18 protein-coding genes are annotated in these 20,153 nt (G+C 65.5%); 15 read left to right on the plus strand and 3 right to left on the minus strand.

From position 1 onward, the window contains the following. The first annotated feature begins 124 nt into the window (after positions 1-124). From ABD678_RS13580 to ABD678_RS13600, 5 genes are all read left to right on the plus strand, one after another. Entirely contained in the window at positions 125-1,477 is a 1,353-nt protein-coding gene (locus tag ABD678_RS13580; RefSeq protein WP_344757636.1) for an ABC transporter substrate-binding protein, read from the plus strand. A gap of 146 nt (positions 1,478-1,623) precedes the next feature. Continuing rightward, complete coding sequence (locus ABD678_RS13585) at positions 1,624-2,439, plus strand: carbohydrate ABC transporter permease (RefSeq protein ID WP_344757637.1); 816 nt, start codon at positions 1,624-1,626, stop codon at positions 2,437-2,439. Next, positions 2,439-3,338, plus strand: a complete 900-nt coding sequence (locus ABD678_RS13590) for a carbohydrate ABC transporter permease (protein WP_344757638.1) — start codon at positions 2,439-2,441, stop codon at positions 3,336-3,338. Before ABD678_RS13585 ends, ABD678_RS13590 begins: the two co-directional genes overlap by 1 nt. A 33-nt stretch (positions 3,339-3,371) precedes the next feature. Next, entirely contained in the window at positions 3,372-4,412 is a 1,041-nt protein-coding gene (locus tag ABD678_RS13595; RefSeq protein WP_344757639.1) for an SIS domain-containing protein, read from the plus strand. After that, positions 4,412-5,329: an ROK family protein gene (locus ABD678_RS13600; protein WP_344757640.1), complete on the plus strand. Its 918-nt coding sequence runs from the start codon at positions 4,412-4,414 to the stop codon at positions 5,327-5,329. The genes ABD678_RS13595 and ABD678_RS13600 overlap by 1 nt, the downstream gene beginning before the upstream one ends. Positions 5,330-5,333: 4 nt before the next feature. On the opposite strand, the gene ABD678_RS13605 is transcribed toward ABD678_RS13600, so the two are convergent. Beyond that, the gene (locus tag ABD678_RS13605; RefSeq protein WP_344757641.1) at positions 5,334-6,098 is read right to left on the minus strand and encodes a DeoR/GlpR family DNA-binding transcription regulator; all 765 of its coding nucleotides are present in this window, start codon (positions 6,096-6,098) and stop codon (positions 5,334-5,336) included. A gap of 268 nt (positions 6,099-6,366) precedes the next feature. Between ABD678_RS13605 and ABD678_RS13825 the strand changes: the two genes are divergently transcribed. Then, complete coding sequence (locus ABD678_RS13825) at positions 6,367-6,636, plus strand: hypothetical protein (protein WP_425561997.1); 270 nt, start codon at positions 6,367-6,369, stop codon at positions 6,634-6,636. Between the two features lie 570 nt (positions 6,637-7,206). Beyond that, on the plus strand, positions 7,207-9,591 hold the full coding sequence (locus ABD678_RS13610; RefSeq protein WP_344757642.1) for a DUF7507 domain-containing protein: 2,385 nt from the start codon (positions 7,207-7,209) through the stop codon (positions 9,589-9,591). 95 nt (positions 9,592-9,686) lie between these two features. Here the strand turns inward: ABD678_RS13610 and ABD678_RS13615 are convergent, their stop codons facing one another. Then, on the minus strand, positions 9,687-10,286 hold the full coding sequence (locus ABD678_RS13615; protein ID WP_344757643.1) for a dihydrofolate reductase family protein: 600 nt from the start codon (positions 10,284-10,286) through the stop codon (positions 9,687-9,689). Between the two features lie 243 nt (positions 10,287-10,529). Here ABD678_RS13615 and ABD678_RS13620 point away from each other — a divergent pair, with 243 nt between their 5' ends. Together ABD678_RS13620 and ABD678_RS13625 are read left to right on the plus strand one after the other, a co-directional pair. Then, positions 10,530-11,516 (plus strand): TerC family protein, encoded by a 987-nt coding sequence (locus tag ABD678_RS13620; RefSeq protein WP_344757644.1) that lies wholly within the window; start codon positions 10,530-10,532, stop codon positions 11,514-11,516. Between the two features lie 143 nt (positions 11,517-11,659). Further along, entirely contained in the window at positions 11,660-12,250 is a 591-nt protein-coding gene (locus ABD678_RS13625) for a hypothetical protein (protein WP_344757645.1), read from the plus strand. 33 nt (positions 12,251-12,283) lie between these two features. Here ABD678_RS13625 and ABD678_RS13630 read toward each other — a convergent pair whose 3' ends face one another. Next, positions 12,284-13,345 carry a Glu/Leu/Phe/Val dehydrogenase family protein gene (locus ABD678_RS13630; RefSeq protein WP_344757646.1) on the minus strand — a complete coding sequence of 354 codons (1,062 nt, stop codon included), beginning with the start codon at positions 13,343-13,345 and terminating at the stop codon, positions 12,284-12,286. 327 nt (positions 13,346-13,672) lie between these two features. Here ABD678_RS13630 and leuC point away from each other — a divergent pair, with 327 nt between their 5' ends. From leuC to ABD678_RS13660, 6 genes are all read left to right on the plus strand, one after another. Then, positions 13,673-15,256: a 3-isopropylmalate dehydratase large subunit gene (gene leuC, locus ABD678_RS13635; protein WP_344757647.1), complete on the plus strand. Its 1,584-nt coding sequence runs from the start codon at positions 13,673-13,675 to the stop codon at positions 15,254-15,256. 2 nt (positions 15,257-15,258) lie between these two features. Then, the gene (gene leuD, locus ABD678_RS13640; RefSeq protein ID WP_344757648.1) at positions 15,259-15,855 is read left to right on the plus strand and encodes a 3-isopropylmalate dehydratase small subunit; all 597 of its coding nucleotides are present in this window, start codon (positions 15,259-15,261) and stop codon (positions 15,853-15,855) included. A 57-nt stretch (positions 15,856-15,912) separates the two neighbouring features. Next, positions 15,913-17,241 (plus strand): UDP-N-acetylglucosamine 1-carboxyvinyltransferase, encoded by a 1,329-nt coding sequence (gene murA / locus ABD678_RS13645; protein WP_425561998.1) that lies wholly within the window; start codon positions 15,913-15,915, stop codon positions 17,239-17,241. A gap of 91 nt (positions 17,242-17,332) precedes the next feature. Then, a complete protein-coding gene (locus ABD678_RS13650; RefSeq protein ID WP_344757675.1) occupies positions 17,333-18,013 on the plus strand; it encodes a lysophospholipid acyltransferase family protein in 681 nt (226 codons plus the stop codon). Next, positions 18,010-19,053 carry an NAD(P)H-dependent glycerol-3-phosphate dehydrogenase gene (locus tag ABD678_RS13655; protein WP_344757650.1) on the plus strand — a complete coding sequence of 348 codons (1,044 nt, stop codon included), beginning with the start codon at positions 18,010-18,012 and terminating at the stop codon, positions 19,051-19,053. The genes ABD678_RS13650 and ABD678_RS13655 overlap by 4 nt, the downstream gene beginning before the upstream one ends. 3 nt (positions 19,054-19,056) lie before the next feature. Continuing rightward, a complete protein-coding gene (locus ABD678_RS13660) occupies positions 19,057-20,151 on the plus strand; it encodes a D-alanine--D-alanine ligase family protein (protein ID WP_344757651.1) in 1,095 nt (364 codons plus the stop codon). Positions 20,152-20,153 lie beyond the last annotated feature (2 nt).

Genomic DNA, 20,153 nt, shown 5'->3' on the forward strand with positions numbered 1-20,153 from the left:
ACCCACATGCTCACTGCTCTTGTGAACATTTGCTTTAAGCTATACGATCTCGATCAGTGTTCATCCGAACGTATAATATGTGCGTCTGGCATCGGGCACCTACTCATCAACGAGGAGAGTGAAAATGTTCCCTAACCACCCAGAGATCATTGCGCGTGCCCGAGACGGTCGACGCAATCGCGTCGTCACCCGGTTCCTCGGCGTGGGCGCCATGACGATTGCGGGTGCTCTTGCGCTCGCCGGTTGCGCGGTCGACGGAAACGCGAACGAAAGCGGCAAGATTGAACTCACGATGTGGCAGCAATGGGGCGGTGGGCACGAGCGCGACACCCTCAAAGCACTCATCCACGAGTACGAATCACTCCACCCGAACATCACGATCACCGAGGAACCTGTGACAAATAACGCCGAGATCCTCTCGTCGATCACGGGAGGCAATCCGCCCGACATCATTGACCTGGGAAACTCGCTCTCACTCGGCGGCTGGGCAGCGGCCGGTGCCATCCAGCCACTCGATGACTACATCAAGGCTGCCGGTCTCGACACGAGCCAGTACATTCAGAGCGCGTACGAAGGCATGACCGTCGATGGCGTCACGTATGCGCTGCCGTTTCAGGTGTTCAATGCGGGGTTGCTCTATAACAAAGAACTTTTCACAGAAGCCGGCCTCGACCCCAACTCGCCGCCGACGACGCTGGAAGAGCTCGCCGACTTCGCGAAGAAACTCACGAAGACGGATGCGTCCGGCGCGATCACCCAGATGGGCTTTCTTCCCACTTACCCCGGTCCCGACCAGGGGCAGACCTGTCCGCTCATCAGCTACGGCTACGCCTTTGGTGGCAGCTGGACCGATGCCAACGGTAATCCCACTCCGACCGCGGATGAGAACGTCGCTGCGCTTGAATGGGAGAAGTCGTTCTTCGATGAGTACGGCGTTGCCAACATCCAGAACTTCATCCAGAGCGCGGGCAGTTACCTTACCGGTGGCGATCCACTCGAATCGGGCAAGCTTGCGATGATGTTCGATGGACCGTGGTCGGCCGCGTTCACGAAGGACAACAATCCTGCCGTGGCCGCACAACTCGCTGCAGCTCCGTTCCCCGGCGCCGCAAGTTCGCCGTCAAGCACCGGCGCGACCTACATCGACGCGAACGCTCAGCTGATTCCTTCGGGGGCAAAGCACCCGCAGGAAGCATTCGACTTCATCGCGTGGATGACCACCAATGCCGAGCAGACCGCGATTTTCTCCAATGATGTGGCGAACATCCCACAGCTGAAGAAGGTTCCGGCTTTCGAGCGTCAAAACGACCCGATCTATGCGACATATGTGGAGATCGCTAACGGCGAGGGCGCCCGCAGTTGGACTCAGACCGCGACGTCGTCGACCTATGGTGCCAACCTGTGCCAGGCGCAGGATGCCGCGTTGCTCACCGGGGTCGACCCGCTGGAGGCACTCATGGCCGTCAAGACTGAGTAACCTGGCTCGCGCGTTCGCTCTGAACCGTGCCGATGCAACAACAGGAGAACAACACCGTGCGCACATCATTGCGAACGCGAGGTCGCCGCAGAACGCGGGGTGAGGGCCGTCACGCAGTTTGGTACCTCACCCCGTGGGGCATAGGGGTGGCCTGGCTCGTCGTCATCCCCTCGGCTCTTGCCCTGTACTGGAGTTTCACCGACTTCAACCTCTTCAACGAACCGAAATGGGTGGGGTTCGACAACTATGCGAACCTGTTCGCCGACCCGGTATTCCTGAAATCGATCACCAACACACTGTTCATGGCGGGAGTCGGCGTCGCGGTCGGTACTGCCATGGGTCTTGGATCGGCCGTGCTGCTCAACCGCAGCGGCACCTCCACGACGATCTTCCGCTCGCTCATCTTCTTGCCTGCAGTCGTGCCACCAGTCGCGACCGGGATCGTCTGGACGTTCATCCTGAACCCGCAATACGGCCTGCTGAATGCTGGTGCTCGCGCGTTGGGACTTCCTCCGATCGGCTGGCTCAGCGACCCGAACTTTGCCAAATACGGGCTCCTGATGATGGTGCTGTGGGGCTCCGTCGGCCAAGTGATGGTCACCTTCGTCGCTGCACTGCAGGATGTGCCAGAGGACATCCTCGAAGCTGCATCTCTTGACGGTGCCGGTCGGTTACGTACCTTCGTGAGCGTCGTCTTCCCGATCTTGCGGCCGGTGTTGCTGTACAACGTCGTCATTGCGACGCTCTTCTACTTTCAGTTCTTCGAGCAGGCGTTCGTCGTCAACCCGACGAACCTGGGCGCGCCGGCGCAGTCCACGCTCACTTACGCCCTGTACCTCTACCAGCAGGCGTTCACCTATCTCAAGATGGGTAACGCGGCTGCCATGTCAGTTCTCCTCCTGGTCGTATCGTCCGTCGTCATCGCGGTGTTCTTCGCAATCAACAAAAGGATGGAACGCTGATGATCACGCTCCGGCAGGCTGAGGCCAGAACTCCGGCGAGAGAGCGCCGACGCAGAGCCGATCGCGTGCGCGAAACCATCCGCTTCGCCATCGGCTTCGCCCTCGCGGCAGCCTTCCTGATACCCATCATCTGGATGGTGAGTGGTTCCCTCAAGAGCAACGAGGCGGTGACCGCCTCGCCACCGCAGCTCCTTCCTGACGGGCTGCACTGGGAGAACTACGCCGCCGCTGTCACGTACATCGACTTCGGCACCTACATCACCAACAGCGCGATCGTCACGGTGTTCACCATTGCGGGCACACTCCTCGCTTGCGTTCCCGCCGCATACGCCTTCGCAGTACTGCGGTGGCGCGGACGCGAGGCGACGTTCGGCGTGGTGCTGTTCAGCATGATGTTGCCGTTCCCCGCAGTCATGGTGCCCATGTACCTCATTTTCCGACAGCTCGGAATGATCGGCTCACTGACCCCTCTCCTTGTGACGCCGTTCGTCGGTCAATTCATCACGCCCGCATTCTCCTCAGCGCTCGCGATCTTCTTGCTGCGGCAGTTCCTCGCCCAGCTTCCCTATGAACTCATCGAGGCTGCCAAGATCGACGGATCGAGCAGTCTGCGCATCCTCGTGCAGATCCTCCTGCCGCTGGCGCGCCCGATTCTCGTGACGGTGACGATCATGACGGCGCTGAGTTCGTGGACCGCATTTGTGGGTCCGCTCATCTTCCTCAGCGATGAGTCGCTGAACACTCTGTCCCTCGGGCTGCAGCAGTACCAAAGTCAGCATTTCACGGCGTATAACCTCCTACTCGCCGCATCCACCCTCTTCGTCATTCCCGTCATGGTGCTGTTCATCGCCGGCCAAAAATACTTCACCTCGGGGGCGACCTCCGGTGCCATCAAGTAGCACATCATCCCCACGCAATCCGAAAGAAGCTCAATGATTACCTCGAAAACACCATTCGAAGCCGACATCCTTGAGCAGCCGGCTGCCTTGCGACGTCTTGCCGCTTCGCCGCTGGGTGGCACCCCCGCTGCCGAGCTCGTGCGTGATTGGGACCGTATCGTCTTCACCGGCATGGGTTCTTCGTATTTCGCGGGCATTCCAACCTGGCGGGCATTGATCGGCACCGGCCGTGCGACCTGGTCGGTCGACACGGGGCAGCTGCTCGATACACCGGGACTCGTGACTGAACGCACGCTACTCGTTGTGACGTCGCAATCCGGCGCGAGCGGCGAGATCGTCGAACTGGTCGATCGCATCGCAGCCGGGCAACTGAAGCCACAGCTGCTCGTCGGAGTCAGCAATGACGAATCCAGCGCGCTCGCTGTTGCCTCCCAGCTCTACTTTCCGCTGGAGAGCGGGCCAGAAGCGACGGTGAGCACCAAAAGCTATCTCAACACGCTCGCTGTTCACCGGTACATCTCCGCGGCATTCCTGGGCGAGTCGAGTGCCGCCGTCACCGACCAGGTTCTCATCACAGCCGATTCGGTGGAACGGATGATCGGGGAGGCGGATCTCTCCACGGTTGCCACCGAGGCACTTGCCATCCCGGGGTATCGGCTCGCAATGGTGGGCAGGTGCGACCACGGCGCCACCGCGTTGTTCGCCGCCCTCATCACCAAGGAGTCGGCCAAACTGCCCGCGGAGGGCTTTATCGGTGGCCAGTTCCGCCACGGCCCGTTCGAGCTTGCGGGCGACGGACTCACCGCGGTGATCTTCGGCCTTGACGTGACCCGCCCGGACCCAATTCTCCGTCGCCTTGCCAGCGACCTCGTCGCAACGGGATCATCAGTCGTCGTCGTGGGTCACGACGAGCTCCGCGGCACGGTTTCCGTTCCGGCACCGGGCAGCTTCGTACTCGAGAGTCTCGCAACAGCAGCCGTCGCCGCCGAGTTGCTCGCGGTGGGTCTTTCGCGTGCCAACGGCGTCGTACCCGGTAGCTTTGCCTATGGCAGCAAAATCACCACGGCCCGCTGATGGTTGAGTCAGCAGCATGGGTTCTCGGTATCGACCTCGGGGGGACCGGATGCCGGTTCGTCGCGCTCACTCCCAGTGGCGAGGTGCTGGCACGTACCATCGTCGCAACGCCGGTCGAGCCCGACATCGACGTTCGCGGATTCCTTCGCCGACAGGTGGAGCGCCTTGATCGCCTTTCGTCACCGACTGCCGTGGGTATCGGAGCGAGTGGGCCGATCGACACCGCCGGCATCATCCGCAACTCCGATACGCTCGCCGCGTTCACCGGCATCCCCTTGCTCGCTATGGTTCAATCCGAGTTCGGTGCGCCATGCGTCATAGACAACGACGCGGTTGCAGCGGCAGTTGCCGAGGCTCGTTCTGGGGCGGCCATCGGCGCAGACAGTCTGCTGCACGTGACCTTGGGCACCGGGGTCGGGGTGTGCCTCCTTCAGGGCGGTGAGCCATTTCGTGGAGGTGATGGTGCCCATCCCGAGAGCGGGCACTTCTCGGTCAGCGGCCCCCCGGCCCCCTGCTACTGCGGACGAGAGATCTGCTGGGAGCAGCGCGCATCACGCACCGCGCTCCAGGCCGCCGCAGCAAATGCCGGTTTCGCCGCGAATGGCGACCTGCGCGATATCCGGATTGCCGCAGACGCGGCGCGTGCGGGGGATACGGCGGCCTTGCGTGTGTTCACCGATTACGGAGCTGCGGTCGGCGAGGGACTTGCGACGCTGCTGGCGCTCTATCGGCCCACGACCGTGGTGATCGGCGGAGGCTCGGCTACATTTCTCGCCGAGTACCGGGACGCCATGATGTCTGTCGTTGAACGCACGTCGCTGTGGCACTCCACCTTCACTGTGCGTCCAACGGAACTAGACGACTTCGGCGGCGCAATCGGCGGCGCTTACCTCGCTCTCGCGACGCTCGCTCGCTGACTTCCTATTGCGCACGGATCACGCGCGCTCCGTGTTCGCTCACCGTCTCCAGATCGGTGTCCGACAGTGTCTTATCGGTGAAGATCACGTTCGGCGTCTCGATCGAACAAATGCGAACGAAGCCGGTCCGACCGAACTTGCTCGCGTCGGCGGCGGCGATGATGTTCGCGCTGGATTGCAGGGCCTTGCGTTTGACTGCGGCGTCTTCCGGATTCCATTCGGTGATCCCGCCGCGTACTGAAACGCCGCTCGCCGTCATGACGTAATGGTCGAAGTTGTGCGCGTCGAGGTAGTCGGTAACGTCGGCGCCGATGAAGCTTTGTTCGCCCTGTCGAACGGCGCCGCCGGGAACCCGCAGGTTGATGGTCGGGGAGGTTGCCAGGAACGTGGCTGCGCGGAGTGACAATGGGCAAATGGTGAGCACCCTCGAGAACAATGCGTGGGCTACGGCAAGCCCGGTCGAGCCCCCGTCGAGGAGGATCGTGTCACCATCACTGATCGCATCGCTCACCAGCCGGGCGATCGACTCCTTGGCTTCGACATGAATCTTGCGTCTCGCCGAAAACGGAGGTTCGAAGCCTGAGCCGATCGGCAGCGTGGCACCGCCATGAACTCTCTTGAGGGCGCCATCCGCCTCAAGAATTTCGAGGTCTCGGCGAATGGTCATTTCGGTCACACCCAGTGTCTCGCGCAGTTCAGTGACCTCGACCCGTCCCCGCTCGTGCAGAATATTGAGCACGATCTGGTGGCGTTGGTCTCTCGCGTTCATGCCGTCCGGCTTTCGATAATGGCCCCTCGACCCGGCATGGAGTGCCGTTCGGTATCGCATAGAGGCGTTCAGCTTTATTTTTGTTCTTTCGAACATATCGGATGTGTGCCGGTTTTTCTTCGACCGTGAGAGGGGCGTAAAGGTTCTCCTCGCGGCGGAGGTGAGGCATCGTCTTGTGGATGCTGGCGTCGGGACGGTGACTGCTGTGTCTGGCACGATTATTTGTGTTATCGCGGGGGCGTCAGGTCCGCACGGGCCGGTAGGTCATGTGCGTGACGAGCGAGGTCGCCCGCAGCGATTGCTGTCGCTCTTACGGCCAATCCCGACACGCGGGCGTTCGGGGCACTCGTCGCCATCCCAGGTTCATCTCGCCTTCCAAGGTCCCTTCGCCATCGCAGTCCTCCTCGGGCGACTGCTCAACACGATTCGCACCGTTGTGTACGAATGGGATGACACCGCGGCGCCCGCCATATATCGCCCGGTTGTCACACTCGTCTTGGGCTACGCCAAGTCGCCGATCGTCGCGATCAACGCCTAACGGGCGCTCTACGCTTGCCGCCACAAGCGGCGCGTGCGCCGCCACGTCTAGTCGTTCAATGGCAGTCAAATCCCGTGCTTCACCGAGAACATGCGCGTCGGACCCCGGCGTCGTGTTCGCGTTGGCGCACCCGGGCCACTTCGCCATGCCGCCGTACAGGCCCCCGCGCCATGGCTACAGAATGGCTACGACCGCTGACGACAAGGGCCTCGCGTGACCACCCCACGCACTTCCGAATCCCGACAAAAACTGGGATCTGGGCGCTACTGCCAGGGCGTATGGCCTCCAGAAGCCCCTCTCACGGCGGTAACACCGGTTCGAATCCGGGTGGGGTCACCATAGCAAAAGTGCTGGTCAGCGATTTTTGCATTCCTCGTGTTCGGCGCTCGTGCCTCCCTGGCGGGCCGGAATTCCAATTATCATGCGATAGCCGCTATCGTGAAGCGGTAGTCAGGGGGGATTACGATGTCGTATCGGGCGCCGCGGAGGTCGGCAAGGTTCTCGTCGCTCGACCGGATGATGTTCGACGTGCGGGTTCGGCGCGGACACCTGCGGCGGCGACCAAGGCGTATGTCGGCAGCGTGGGGGCTGGCCGCAGGGCTGGGTCTCGTCCTCTCCTCGATGTTCATCGCTCAGCCTGCTCTCGCCGTGCCAGTGGCGCTCCGCTTCGATACGGTGACGGTGACGGCGAACCCGAACGGCTATCGGATCGACACGATCGGGAACACGATCGATGGGAGTACGAGCGGCGGAAACTACGGCCGCATCTTCACGAACCGGGCAGATGCCGCGGGCGTCGTGATCGAGTACGGCTTCGCCACCCCGAAGATGCAGTTGAACAGCCTCCGCTTGTGGAACAACGGCGGCGGGATTCTCACCGATGAGGACGGGATCGGGGGTGCGCTCGTCGAGGTCTTCGATGCGAGCGACAATCTCCTGTGGAGCGGGCCCCTGACAGCCGGAAACGGAGGTGGCATCTTCGTGACGGCGTTCCCGTCGCCGCTTGACGGTGTCTCGACCGTGCGGTTGTCGCAGATCACCAACCTGGGCACCGCGGCAGCGCCGGACATCATCTGGCGCGAACTCCAGGCGATGCAGAATGTGCCGCAGCCGACCCTGACCACTCAGATCAGCTCCGACGGTTTCTCGGACGACGTCACCGTGTCCGCGACCGAGGGGCTGGCGGGCTCCCTGGACTGGACTCTGTATGGTCCCGTCCCCGCGGTCGGCGATGCCTGTACCGGTCTGGACTGGACCGGTGCTCCGGTGTTCGCCTCGGGGACGGTCGCGGTGACCGGCGACGGGACCATGACGACGACCCCGGCGGGGGTGCCGACCGCCGGTGGCTGTTATTCCTATGGCGATGTGCTGAGCAGCCCGTACTACTCCGATGTGGTGAGCGCGGTGGGGCAGCCGGCCGAGACGTTCTTCATCAGCGCGCCGGCCATCGACCTGGTCAAGTCGGCTTCACCCCTGACGATCACGGTCGGGGTGCCGATCACCTACACCTTTGTCGTGACGAATTCGGGCAACGTCGATCTGTCGAACCCGGTCGTGACCGAGGTCTCCTTCAACGGGGCGAACCTCGCGGGGATGACCGCTCCCGACTGCGGCTCACCCGCGCCGACGCTGCTGGCGCCAGGCGCCCAGATGACCTGCACCGCCACCTACACCCCCGTGCAGGCCGACGTCGACGGAGCGGCGCTGACGAACACCGCGACGGCCACTGGAACGCCGCCCTCTGGTCCGGCCGTCGTGAGCCCACTGCGGTCGGTGATGCTTCCTGCAGTGCAGGACCCGTCGATTGACCTCGTGAAGACCGCGGGGCCGGGAGACTTCACCACGGCGGGACAGGTCGTGACCTACAGCTTCCTTGTGACCAACACCGGCAACGTCACGCTGACCGACGTCGGGGTCGCGGAGGGGACATTCACCGGGTTCGGGACGATGTCCGCGCCGGTCTGCCCCGTCGGTGCGACCTCGATGGCACCTGGAGCACAGGTGACGTGCACCGCCACCTATGCGCTGACCCAGGCCGATGTCGACTTTGGCGAGATCACCAACACGGCCAGCTCGACCGGATCTCCCCCGACCGGCCCGGTGACCGTTTCGGCGCCCGATGACGCAGTCGTGCTCATCGAACCCTCACCGGCGATCACGGTGCTGAAATCCGCAAGTGGCGGGCCATTCACTGGTGCCGGCCAGCTTGTCGATTACAGCTTTATTGTGACGAACACCGGCAACGTCACCCTGACCGGGGTCGGCATCACCGAAACCGCGTTCTCCGGGACCGGGCCGACACCGGTGGCGGACTGCCCGGCAACGGTTCTCATCCCGGGAGACTCCACGACCTGCACCGCGACCTACAGCCTCACTCAGGCGGACGTGGATGCCGAAGAGGTGTTCAATACGGCGACCTCCCACGGCACCCCACCGGTCGGGGCGGCAGTCGCATCGGCTCCCTCCGAAACCACGGTGCCGGTCACGCCGACCGCCGCAATCCACCTCCAGAAGCGCGTCGACCGGACAAACGTCGCCGGAGCGGGGGAGCGGGTGGTGTTCTCGTATCTTGTCACCAACTCCGGCGACTCCACCCTCGACGGAATCACCATCACCGAGACCAGCTTCACCGGGACCGGCTCCCTGGCCGGCGCCGTATGCCCGACCACCACGCTCGCCCCCGGTGCGTCCACCACCTGTACCAGCGCGTATCTGATCACCGCAGCGGACGCCAGCGCAACTCGCGTCGACAACACCGCCACTGCCAGCGGGACCACCGCCTCCGGCGCGACCGTCACCAGCAGCCCTGCCGCCGCAGCGGTCACGATCGGTCTGCTCCTTGCCCTCACGGGCAATGCTCTGTCCACCGGAATCGCCGCTCCCGCTACTCTCCTTCTGGCGACCGGCATCGCCCTGCTGGCACGTCGATCCGCAGGATGGCGAAAGACTGGCTAGAAGCGCTGACGACGCCGGGTCCTCGTGCGCACCCTTTCACGTCGGTTACACCTGCCCTCATCCGGTGAGGACAACGGGTTAGAGGACTCGCAGCATCAGGCCCGCACCGGCCGGTAGGTCATGTGCGTGACGAGCGAGGTCGCCCGCACCGACACCCGCTCGAGCGCCTGGGCCGGCACCCCGTCGAACACGCGCTCTCCCGCGCCGAGGATGCAGGCCGTCACGTGCAGCCGCAACTCGTCGAGGAGGCCGGCCGCGAGGTACTGGTTGACCGTCGACGCGCCGCCCGCGATCGAGATGTTCCGGTCGCCAGCCGCGGCGCGCGCCCGCTCGAGCGCAGCATGGATGCCGTCGGTGACGAAATGGAACGTCGTGCCGCCCTCCATCTCGATGGGGTCGTGCGCGAAATGGGTGAGCACGAAGACGGGTCCGTGGTACGGCGGGTCCGCGCCCCACCAGCCCCGCCAGTCGCGGTCCCACTCGCCGCGCACCGGACCGAACATGTTGCGGCCCATGATCGTCGCGCCGGAGTCGACGATCGCATCCACTTCCGCCTTGTTCTCCTCGTAAGCGTCGAACATCCACCCGTGCAGCCAGTTCTCGGGGAACTCGCCGAGCGGCGCATCCTCCCGCTGGTTGGGTCCCGCCGCGAACCCGTCCGCCGAGACCGCGATGTCGCTGTAGACCGTGCTCATATCCTCACTCCTCTCGGAAAACCCGAGCCGATTCGACGATTATCGACCATTCGGCTTCCGGTGCCCAGTGCGGGAGAGGCCCGTGGCATCCGCTAGCATTGCGGGAGCGAAGGGGAGTATCCCACTTCATCGCACTCGTCAGGACGGTCAGCAACGGCGCTGCCCCGGATGCGGTGGTGTCGTGATCGTACGGCACGGGAGAGACTTTCGAGTCCTGTCAACCCCTTCACGAACGGATCCTGAGTGGAACTGTCCATCCCTGTCTGGTTCGAGGTCGGATCGCTTGTCGTCCTGAGCCTCATCATCATCGCCGATCTCGTGCTGGCCTATAAGCGGCCGCACATCCCGGGTGTGCGGGAGTCGGCGCTGTGGGTCGGGTTCTACGTCGCGCTGGCGCTGGTCTTCGCCGGCCTGCTGGTGTGGCTCGGCGACCTCGAGCACGCCGGCCAGTTCGTCGCCGGCTGGCTCACCGAATACAGCCTGAGCATCGACAACCTGTTCGTCTTTCTCATCATCATGGGTCAGTTCAAGGTGCCGAGGAAGTACCAGCAGGAGATCCTCATGGTGGGCATCCTCATCGCCCTCGTGCTCAGGGCGATCTTCATCATCATCGGCGCACAGCTCATCGAGAGCTTCTCCTGGATCTTCTACCTCTTCGGCGCGTTCCTGCTCTACACCGCGTGGAAGCAGGCCTTCACCGGCTACGAGGATGAGGAGGAGACGGAGAACCGCATCATCCGCTTCCTGCGCCGGCACGTGGCGATCACCGACACCTTCGACGGCGGGAAACTGCGCACGGTCGTCGACGGGAAGCGGATGTTCACCCCCGTGCTCGTCGTCTTCATCGCGCTCGGCGCCACCGACCTGGTCTTCGCGCTCGACTCGATTCCGGCGATCTTCGGCATCACGCAGAACGCGTTCCTCGTGTTCTCGGCGAACGTGTTCGCGCTCATGGGCCTGCGGCAGCTCTACTTCCTGCTTGGCGACCTCATCGAGAAGCTGGTCTACCTGCACTACGGAATCGCGTTCATCCTCGGCTTCATCGGCGTCAAGCTCGTGCTGCACGCCCTGCACGAGAACGAGGTGTTCTTCATCAACGGCGGGCAGCCGGTCGACTGGGCGCCGGACATCAGCACCTGGCTGTCCCTCGGCGTCATCGTCGGAGCGATGGCGGTCGCGACGATCGCGAGCCTGGTGAAGCTGCGCGTCGAGCGTGGTCGGCGGGTCTAGGCAGCGCTGCGGCCGGGTGCGAGAAACTGTCTCGACGGAAACCGAGTGAGGCTCTACAGTCTGTAACAGGGCCGACGTCGGCACCCTCGAAGAGGACGTTACGGGAGAGAACAATGCGGGAACGCCCTGGTTCGCCACTCAATGTGCTGACGCTCGTCAGCTACCTCGCCTCGGTTGTGCTCCCCAGTCTCGGCGTCCTCCTGCTCACGGTGCAGGCCATGACTGTCATGGTCTCATCCACGGCCTGGACCACAGTGATTCCGATTCTCCAACCCGGCTTGCTGGCCATAAGCGGTGCGTTTGCCGCCGTCGCGGCCCTCAGAACCGGTGCCCCACCGTGGCGTCGTGTCTGGGCAGCAGTGCTCGGCATCCTGGTCATTTTCCTCGCAGCCACCGCTGTTGTCGCATATGACGTGTTCGCAAACCTCAATCCGGGTTTCTACCTGGGCGCGCCGCTGCTGTTCTTCTCATGGGCCATTGCTCGCCCATTTCGGGGGAAGGGTTATTTCGCAGTACTCCTGTGGGTGGCTCTCGTGGTGGTGTCTCTGGGAGGACGGTTTCTTGCCTTCCCCTTCGCACTGCTGGGGTGGCCCCTCGCGGGCCACATAGTCAACCTTGTGGTCGTCGTCGCCGTGGTTCTCGTGCCTGTCCTGGCTGCGATGGCATGGGAGAAGCGAACCCCTCACGCCGCCGTCATGCAGCTTGCGGAGGAGGGCGACGGGAATACCGGATGATGCACCTCGTGCGAGGTGAGGGTCGCGTACGAGTCAGGCGGCGCCGAGGCGGGCCGCGGCGAGCTGCTCCGCTGCCTCGAGCGTCGTGATGCCCTTCGCGGCCGAGTCGCGGAAGATCGTGGCGACCACGTCGCCGATCTGGGTCACGCGCGCGGAGATCGCCGCAGCATCCGCCCCCGGCCGCATGGCCATGTCCAGGTAGATGACGCCTCCGCCATTGACGACGAAGTCGGGGGCCCAGAGGATGCCGCGGGCGGCGAGCTCGGCGGCACCGTCGTGGGCGGCGAGCTGGTTGTTCGCGGCGCCGACGACACCCTTGACGCGCAGGTCCGCGATGACCTGAGAGGTGAGCACCCCGCCGAGGCCGCACGGGACGAAGAGGTCCGCCTCGACCGTGAGCGCATCGGAGGCGTCGACCCAGGTGGCGCCGAGGGACTCGGCGAGCTCCTTCTTGGCGAGGTTCACATCGGTCACCGTGAGCGCAGCGCCCTCCGCGGCCAGGCGCTTCGCCAGGCGCCCGCCGACCTGGCCGAGGCCCGAGATGACGATGCGGCGGCCGGAGACATCCTTGCTGCCGAAGAGCGCCTCGAGCGTCGCGAGGACGCTCGCGTGCACGCCCTCCGCCGTCGCATCCGCCGGCTCACCGACGCCGCCCTGCTCGGGCGGGAGACCGCAGACGTGCTGGGTGCGCTCGGCGACGACGGCCATGAGTTCTGCACTCGTGCCGACATCCTCCGCCGTCATGTACACGCCGCCGAGGCCCTCGACGACGTCGCCGAGGTCGAGCATGGCGTCCCGCTTCTGGTCGTCGGTGAGCGAGGTACCGAGTGGGAGGGCGATGACGGACTTGCCGCCGCCCCGCGCCAGCCCTGCAGCAGCGTTCTTGAATGTCATGCCCTCTGAGAGGCGCAACGCGTCCGCGAGCGCATCCGTCCAGTGCGGGTAGGCCCATACGCGGGCACCGCCGAGGGCCTGGCCGAGCACCGTGGAGTGCACCGCCACGATGATGGGCAGCCGGCTTCGCGAACCGGTGACCATCACCACCCTCTCGTGGTCGAAGGGAATCGCTTCGAGCTGAACGGCGGTCGTGGGCATGGGTCACTCCGGTGTGCTGGCCTTGTGGGCGCGGAAACATGACCGGCGATCTGGATGCGGCTCGCTCGGCTACAGCCAGCATAGCCCCGCCCCTCGCCCGCCGTTTGTGCTCACTTTTGGTCGCTGGGGACCCGCCTGTTCCGACGAAAAGTGAGCACAAACGGTGGGGCGGCGGGGCGCAGCGGCGGGTGGTAGCCTGATTTCCATGCTCGATCGAAGCCTGCTCCTTCCTCGCCGCGACGAGGCCTGACCCACTCGGCCCCCTCGTCGCGGAGTCTGTCGTCGGCCGGGGATGATCGAAGCTACAGCTAAGGACCGACAGCAATCATGGGTAAGACTCTGGCGGAGAAGGTGTGGAACGACCACGTCGTGGCCAAGGGAACCGATGGCGCCCCCGACCTTCTCTATATCGACCTCCACCTCGTCCATGAGGTGACCTCCCCGCAGGCCTTCGACGGGCTGCGGATGTCGGGACGCCCGGTTCGCCGCCCCGATCTCACGATCGCGACGGAAGACCACAACACCCCGACCATCAACATCACGAAGCAGATCGCCGATCCGGTGAGCCGCACGCAGATCGAGACGCTGCGCCGCAACTGCGAGGAGTTCGGGGTGCGCCTGCACCCCCTCGGCGATGTCGACCAGGGCATCGTGCATGTCGTCGGCCCGCAGCTGGGTCTCACCATGCCGGGTATCACGGTCGTCTGCGGCGACAGCCACACCTCCACCCACGGCGCGTTCGGGGCGATGGCCTTCGGCATCGGCACGAGCGAGGTGGAGCACGTGCTCGCGACCCAGACCCTGCCGCTCAAGCCCTTCAAGACGATGGCCGTCACCGTCGAGGGCGAGTTGCGCGAGGGGGTGAGCGCGAAGGACATCATCCTCGCGGTCATCGCGAAGATCGGCACGGGCGGCGGGCAGGGCTACGTGCTCGAGTACCGCGGAAGCGCCATCCGGTCGCTCTCGATGGAGGGCCGCATGACGATCTGCAACATGTCGATCGAGGCGGGCGCCCGTGCCGGCATGGTCGCCCCCGACCAGACGACCTACGACTACCTCAAGGGCCGTCCGCACGCCCCGAAGGGTGAGGACTGGGATGCGGCGATCGCCTACTGGAACACGCTGCCGACCGATGAGGACGCCGTGTTCGACGCCGAGGTGTTCCTCGACGCGAATGAGCTCGAACCCTTCGTGACCTGGGGAACCAACCCCGGCCAGGGCGTGCTGCTCTCCGACTCGATCCCTGACCCGGAGAGCTTCGAGGACCCCAACGCGCAGGCTTCTGCGCGCCGCGCCCTCGAGTACATGGACCTCGAGGCCGGCACCCGCATGAAGGACATCAGGGTCGACGCGGTCTTCATGGGCTCGTGCACGAACAGCCGCATCGAGGACCTGCGCGCCTTCGCCTCGGTCATCAAGGGCCGCACGAAGGCGAAGGACGTGCGCGTCATGGTCGTGCCCGGCTCCGCGCGGGTGCGGCTGCAGGCTGAGGCCGAGGGGCTCGACCGGGTGTTCGAGGAGTTCGGGGCGGAGTGGCGGTTCGCCGGATGCTCGATGTGCCTCGGCATGAACCCCGACCAGCTGGCACCGGGGGAGCGCTGCGCATCCACGTCGAACCGCAACTTCGAGGGCAGACAGGGCAAGGGCGGGCGCACCCACCTCGTGTCGCCGCTCGTCGCGGCAGCCACAGCGGTGCGCGGGACGCTCTCCGGCCCGTGGGACCTGGACGAGCCTCTCGGATCGAGCTCGCCGAGCTCGACGGTCTCGGCAGGCTCGACCGGAGAAGGCGGCTCGACCGGAAGAGGCGGCTCGACCGGAGAAGGCGGCTCGACCGGAGAAGGCGGCTCGACCGGAAGAGGCGGCTCGACCGGAGAAGGCGGCTCGACCCGAGAAGATCGGAAGGGGGCGTAGCCATGGAGAAGATCACCGTCATCGAGGGGACGGCAGTCCCACTCCGTCGGGCGAACGTCGACACCGACCAGATCATCCCCGCCGAGTTCCTGAAGCGGGTGACGAAGACCGGCTTCGACGACGCCCTCTTCTACGCCTGGCGGCAGGACCCCGACTTCGTGCTCAACGATCCCGCCTACGCGAATCCGACCGTGCTCGTCGCCGGCCCCGACTTCGGCACCGGTTCCAGCCGCGAGCACGCGGTGTGGGCCCTGCACGACTACGGGTTCCGGGCGGTGCTGAGTCCACGGTTCGGTGACATCTTCCGCGGCAACTCCGGCAAGCAGGGACTGCTCACCGGGATCGTCGCCGAGGACGACGTCGAAGCGCTGTGGGCCCTCATCGAGGCGCAGCCGGGGGTGGCGGCATCCGTCGACCTGACGGCGAAGACGGCGACGGTCGGAACTCTCACGGTTCCTTTCGAGATCGATGATTACACTAGGTGGCGGTTGCTCGAAGGTCTCGACGACATCGGCCTGACGTTGCGCGAAGAATCGCACATCACCCGGTTCGAGAAGTCCAGGGAATCCTGGCGACCACGAACCCTTCCCGCACAATAGTCAGCAGGTGAGCCAGTGAAGACGGTGGTCGAAGACGCCGGGAAGGCGGGTGAGCAGGTGGAGTTGAGGTCCGACCGGATCGTCATCCGCGGCGGCAACCCGCTGCGCGGTCGCGTCGACGTGCGCGGCGCCAAGAACCTGGCGACGAAGGCCATGGTCGCGGCCCTTCTCGGCGAGACGCCGAGCGTGCTGCGCGACGTGCCCGACATCAGCGACGTCACCGTCGTGCGCGGGCTCCTCCAGGTGCACGGTGTGCTCGTGACCGAGAGCGAGACGCCCGGTGAACTGCTGCTCGATCCGAGCAACGTCGAGACGGCGCACTTCGCCGAGATCGACGCGCACGCCGGCTCAAGCCGCATCCCGATCCTGTTCTGCGGGCCGCTCCTGCATCGTCTCGGCGAGGCGTTCATCCCCGACCTCGGCGGATGCCGCATCGGCGACCGCCCGATCGACTTCCACCTCGACGCCCTCCGCGCGTTCGGGGCGATCGTCGACAAGAACTATGAGGGCATCCACCTGACGGCGCCGAACGGGCTGAGCGGGGCGGACATCCACCTGCCGTACCCGAGCGTCGGCGCCACGGAACAGGTGCTGCTCACGGCGGTGCGCGCGCGGGGCACGACGGAGCTCCGCAATGCGGCGATCGAACCGGAGATCATGGATCTCATCGCCATCCTGCAGAAGATGGGCGCGATCATCTCCGTCGAGCCGAACCGGACGATCCTCATCGAGGGCGTCGACCGGCTCACCGGTTACACCCACCGCTCGCTCTTCGACCGCAATGAGGCGGCGAGCTGGGCCGCGGCCGCCCTCGTCACCCACGGCGACATCTTCGTCGCCGGCGCCCGGCAGTCCGAGCTCATGACCTTCCTCAACGTCTTCCGCAAAGTCGGCGGGGCGTTCGACATCGAGGAGGACGGCATCCGCTTCTACCACCCGGGCGGTGAGCTTAAGCCCGTGACGATCGAGACGGATGTCCATCCCGGCTTCATGACGGACTGGCAGCAGCCCCTCGTCGTCGTCCTCACCCAGGCCAACGGGGTGTCCATCGTGCACGAGACCGTCTACGAGAACCGGTTCGGGTTCACCGAGGCGCTGAACGAGATGGGCGCGAACATCGTCGTGCACCCGCACGGGCTCCCCGACCATCCGAGGCGCGTCGCCCGGCGCGACTTCGAGCAGGCTGCGGTCGTCACGGGGCCGACGAGACTTCACGGCGCCGACATCCGGGTGCCCGACCTGCGCGGCGGGTTCAGCCACGTCATCGCAGCTCTGAGCGCGGAGGGCACCTCCCGGATCAGCAACCTCGACCTCATCCGGCGCGGGTACGAGCATTTCGTCGACAAGCTCGCCGACCTCGGCGCGGACTTCGACGTCGAGGGGTAGCCGGCGCGTGACGAAGCGCGACCGGGCGACGGCGCCCCGATCGGAGAAGACCCCGGTGTTCCGGGTCCTCGCCGCGATCCTGCTGCCGCTCATGAACATCCTCGGCAGGTACCGCATCGAGCAGGGCGAGAAGCTGCCGAAGACGGGCGCGGTCGTCGTCGCCCCCAACCACTACAGCGAGATCGACCCCATCGTGATCGGTGTGGCCATCTGGATGCAGGGGCGGGCGCCGCGGTACCTCGCGAAGGCCTCGCTCTTCACCGTGCCGGTGCTCGGCTGGTTCTTGAGGCGTTCGGAGCAGATTCCGGTCGAGCGCCATGGATCGCGGGGGAATGACCCGCTCGCGGCCGCGAACCAGCTCACCGAGAACGACCTCGTGGTGGTCGTCTATCCGGAGGGAACGCTCACCCGCGACCCCGACCTGTGGCCCATGCGCGGCAAGACCGGGGCTGTACGTCTCGCCCTGACCGCGGGCGTCCCGCTCATTCCGGTCGCCCACTGGGGTACCCAGAAGATCATGCCGCGCTACGGCAAAGGTGTCAGCCTGTTCCCGCGCAAGGATGTCCGCATCCGTTTCGGCGACCCCGTCGACCTCTCGAGGTTCGCGGGGCGCAACCTGGACTCGGCTACTCTTGCCGAGGCCACCGACGTGCTCATGGATGCGATCACCGGCCTGTTGGCCGAACTGCGCGAGGAGACCCCGCCGGCCGAGCGTTGGGACCCGGCCAGGAAGGGCCAGGCGGAGACCGGACGATTCGAGGAGCGATCATGAGCAACACGATGCCGATCCGGATCTCGCAGCCCGGTGCCCGCCGTGTCGCGGTGCTCGGCGCCGGCAGCTGGGGGACGACCTTCTCGAAGGTGCTCGCCGACGGCGGCTCGGATGTCGCGATCTGGGCACGCCGCACCGAGCTCGCGCGGGAGATCTCCCAAGCCAAGCGCAACAGCGACTACCTGCCCGGCATCAACCTGCCGCGCACCCTGTGGGCGAGCCCGAACGTCGCCGAAGTGCTCGACGGTGCGGAGATGGTCTTCGTCTCTGTGCCGAGCCAGAGCCTGCGTGAGAACCTCGCAGCGGTGCGCGACCTCATCCCGCCCGAGGCGATCGTCGTGAGCCTCATGAAGGGCGTCGAGCGCGGGACCGCCCGTCGGATGAGCCAGGTCATCCGCGAGGAACTGGGCGCCGACCCCGCACAGATCGCGGTCATCTCGGGCCCGAACCTCGCGCTCGAGATCGCGAAGGAGGAGCCAACGGCATCCGTCGTCTCCTCCGAGAATCTGGCGACGGCCACGCTCGTCGCCATGGCAGCGCGCACCGACTACCTGCGATCCTTCGTCAACACCGACGTCATCGGAACCGAGTTCGGCGGGGTGCTCAAGAACCTCATCGCCGTCGCGATCGGCATCGTCGACGGTGTCGGCTATGGCGAGAACACGAAGGCTTCGATCATCACCCGCGGCCTCGTCGAGATGACCGAGTTCGCTGTCGCCTACGGGGCCAGGCCTGAGACGCTGGCCGGTCTGGCCGGCCTCGGCGACCTCATCGCGACCTGCGAGTCGCCGCTGTCCCGCAACAACACCGCGGGGCGGCTGCTCGGCCAGGGCTACAGTTTCACGGATGTCGTGGCGCAGATGAACCAGACTGCGGAGGGTTTGGCCTCGGTGGCGCCGATCCTCGAACTCGCGATGGCGAAGGGCGTCGAGATGCCGATCGTCTCGCAGGTGGCCGAGGTGCTCGCCGGTACCATGAACCCGAAGGACATCGCACCGCACCTGACCTCGAACAGCGACGAACCGCAACCGGAGAACTAGGCCATGGCACGCAGGACACGGGTCGCCCTCGTCTTCGGCGGGCGCTCGAGCGAGCACGCGATCAGCTGCGCGACGGCGGGAGGCGTGCTCGCGGCGATCGATCGCGACCGCTTCGACGTGATCCCGATCGGGGTCACGCGCGACGGCGCCTTCGTGCTCGAGGTCGACGACCCCGAGCGGTTCCGGCTCGACCCCGGTGCGCTTCCCGAGGTCGTCGACAACGGTTCGCGCGTGCGGTTTCCGGAGAGTGCGCGCACTCGCGAGTTCACGATGACGGATGCCGCCGGTACGGTGCGCGATCTGGGTGAGGTCGACATCGTATTCCCCATCCTGCATGGGCCCTTCGGCGAGGACGGCACCCTCCAGGGGCTGCTCGAGCTCAGTGGGATCCCCTACGTCGGCAACGGTGTTCTCGCCTCCGCGCTCGGGATGGACAAGCACTTCACGAAGACCGTGCTCGAGGCGGCCGGGATCGAGGTCGCTCCCTGGGTGACGATCACGGCATCCGGATGGGCGCGTGACAGCGAGCTGTGGCGCAGTCGCGCCCGCTCGCTCGGCCTGCCGGTGTTCGTCAAACCGGCGAGGGCCGGGTCGTCGGTGGGGGTCAGCCGGGTCGACGACTGGAACGATCTGGATGCCGCGCTTGCGACCGCATTCGCCGAGGACGGCAAGGTGCTCGTCGAGCAGGCGATCGTCGGGCGCGAGATCGAGTGCGGGGTGCTCGGTGGACGGGATGGCGGGGTGCCGCGGGTGTCGCTGGCCGGCGAGGTCATCGTGGCCGAGGGCGGGTTCTACGATTTCGCAGCCAAGTACCTGGACGCGCCAGGCGTGGAACTGGTGTGCCCGACCGAGTTGCGGGACGGTGAGCTCGCCGACCTGCAACGCATCGCGGCGCGTGCCTTCGAGGCGATCGGCGGCTCGGGACTGGCGCGGATCGACTTCTTCCTGACCCCATCGGGGTTCGTGCTCAACGAGATCAACACCATGCCGGGGTTCACACCGATCTCCATGTTCCCGAAGTGCTGGCTGGCGAGCGAGCTCAGCTATCCCGAGCTCATCACCGAGCTCATCGACCTGGGCCTCGAGGCCGAGCGGTAGGC

The organism is Leifsonella bigeumensis (genome assembly GCF_039537265.1).
Lineage (GTDB): Bacteria > Actinomycetota > Actinomycetes > Actinomycetales > Microbacteriaceae > Terrimesophilobacter > Terrimesophilobacter bigeumensis.

Coding starts and splice junctions, on each gene's coding strand:
- ABD678_RS13630 (WP_344757646.1), bottom strand. CDS start 13,345: ATGCCCACGACCGCCGTTCAGCTCGAAGCGATTCCCTTCGACCACGAG.
- ABD678_RS13610 (WP_344757642.1), top strand. CDS start 7,207: ATGTCGGCAGCGTGGGGGCTGGCCGCAGGGCTGGGTCTCGTCCTCTCC.
- ABD678_RS13590 (WP_344757638.1), top strand. CDS start 2,439: ATGATCACGCTCCGGCAGGCTGAGGCCAGAACTCCGGCGAGAGAGCGC.
- ABD678_RS13615 (WP_344757643.1), bottom strand. CDS start 10,286: ATGAGCACGGTCTACAGCGACATCGCGGTCTCGGCGGACGGGTTCGCG.
- ABD678_RS13580 (WP_344757636.1), top strand. CDS start 125: ATGTTCCCTAACCACCCAGAGATCATTGCGCGTGCCCGAGACGGTCGA.
- ABD678_RS13605 (WP_344757641.1), bottom strand. CDS start 6,098: ATGAACGCGAGAGACCAACGCCACCAGATCGTGCTCAATATTCTGCAC.
- leuD (WP_344757648.1), top strand. CDS start 15,259: ATGGAGAAGATCACCGTCATCGAGGGGACGGCAGTCCCACTCCGTCGG.
- ABD678_RS13655 (WP_344757650.1), top strand. CDS start 18,010: ATGAGCAACACGATGCCGATCCGGATCTCGCAGCCCGGTGCCCGCCGT.
- leuC (WP_344757647.1), top strand. CDS start 13,673: ATGGGTAAGACTCTGGCGGAGAAGGTGTGGAACGACCACGTCGTGGCC.
- ABD678_RS13595 (WP_344757639.1), top strand. CDS start 3,372: ATGATTACCTCGAAAACACCATTCGAAGCCGACATCCTTGAGCAGCCG.
- ABD678_RS13600 (WP_344757640.1), top strand. CDS start 4,412: ATGGTTGAGTCAGCAGCATGGGTTCTCGGTATCGACCTCGGGGGGACC.
- ABD678_RS13660 (WP_344757651.1), top strand. CDS start 19,057: ATGGCACGCAGGACACGGGTCGCCCTCGTCTTCGGCGGGCGCTCGAGC.
- ABD678_RS13650 (WP_344757675.1), top strand. CDS start 17,333: ATGAACATCCTCGGCAGGTACCGCATCGAGCAGGGCGAGAAGCTGCCG.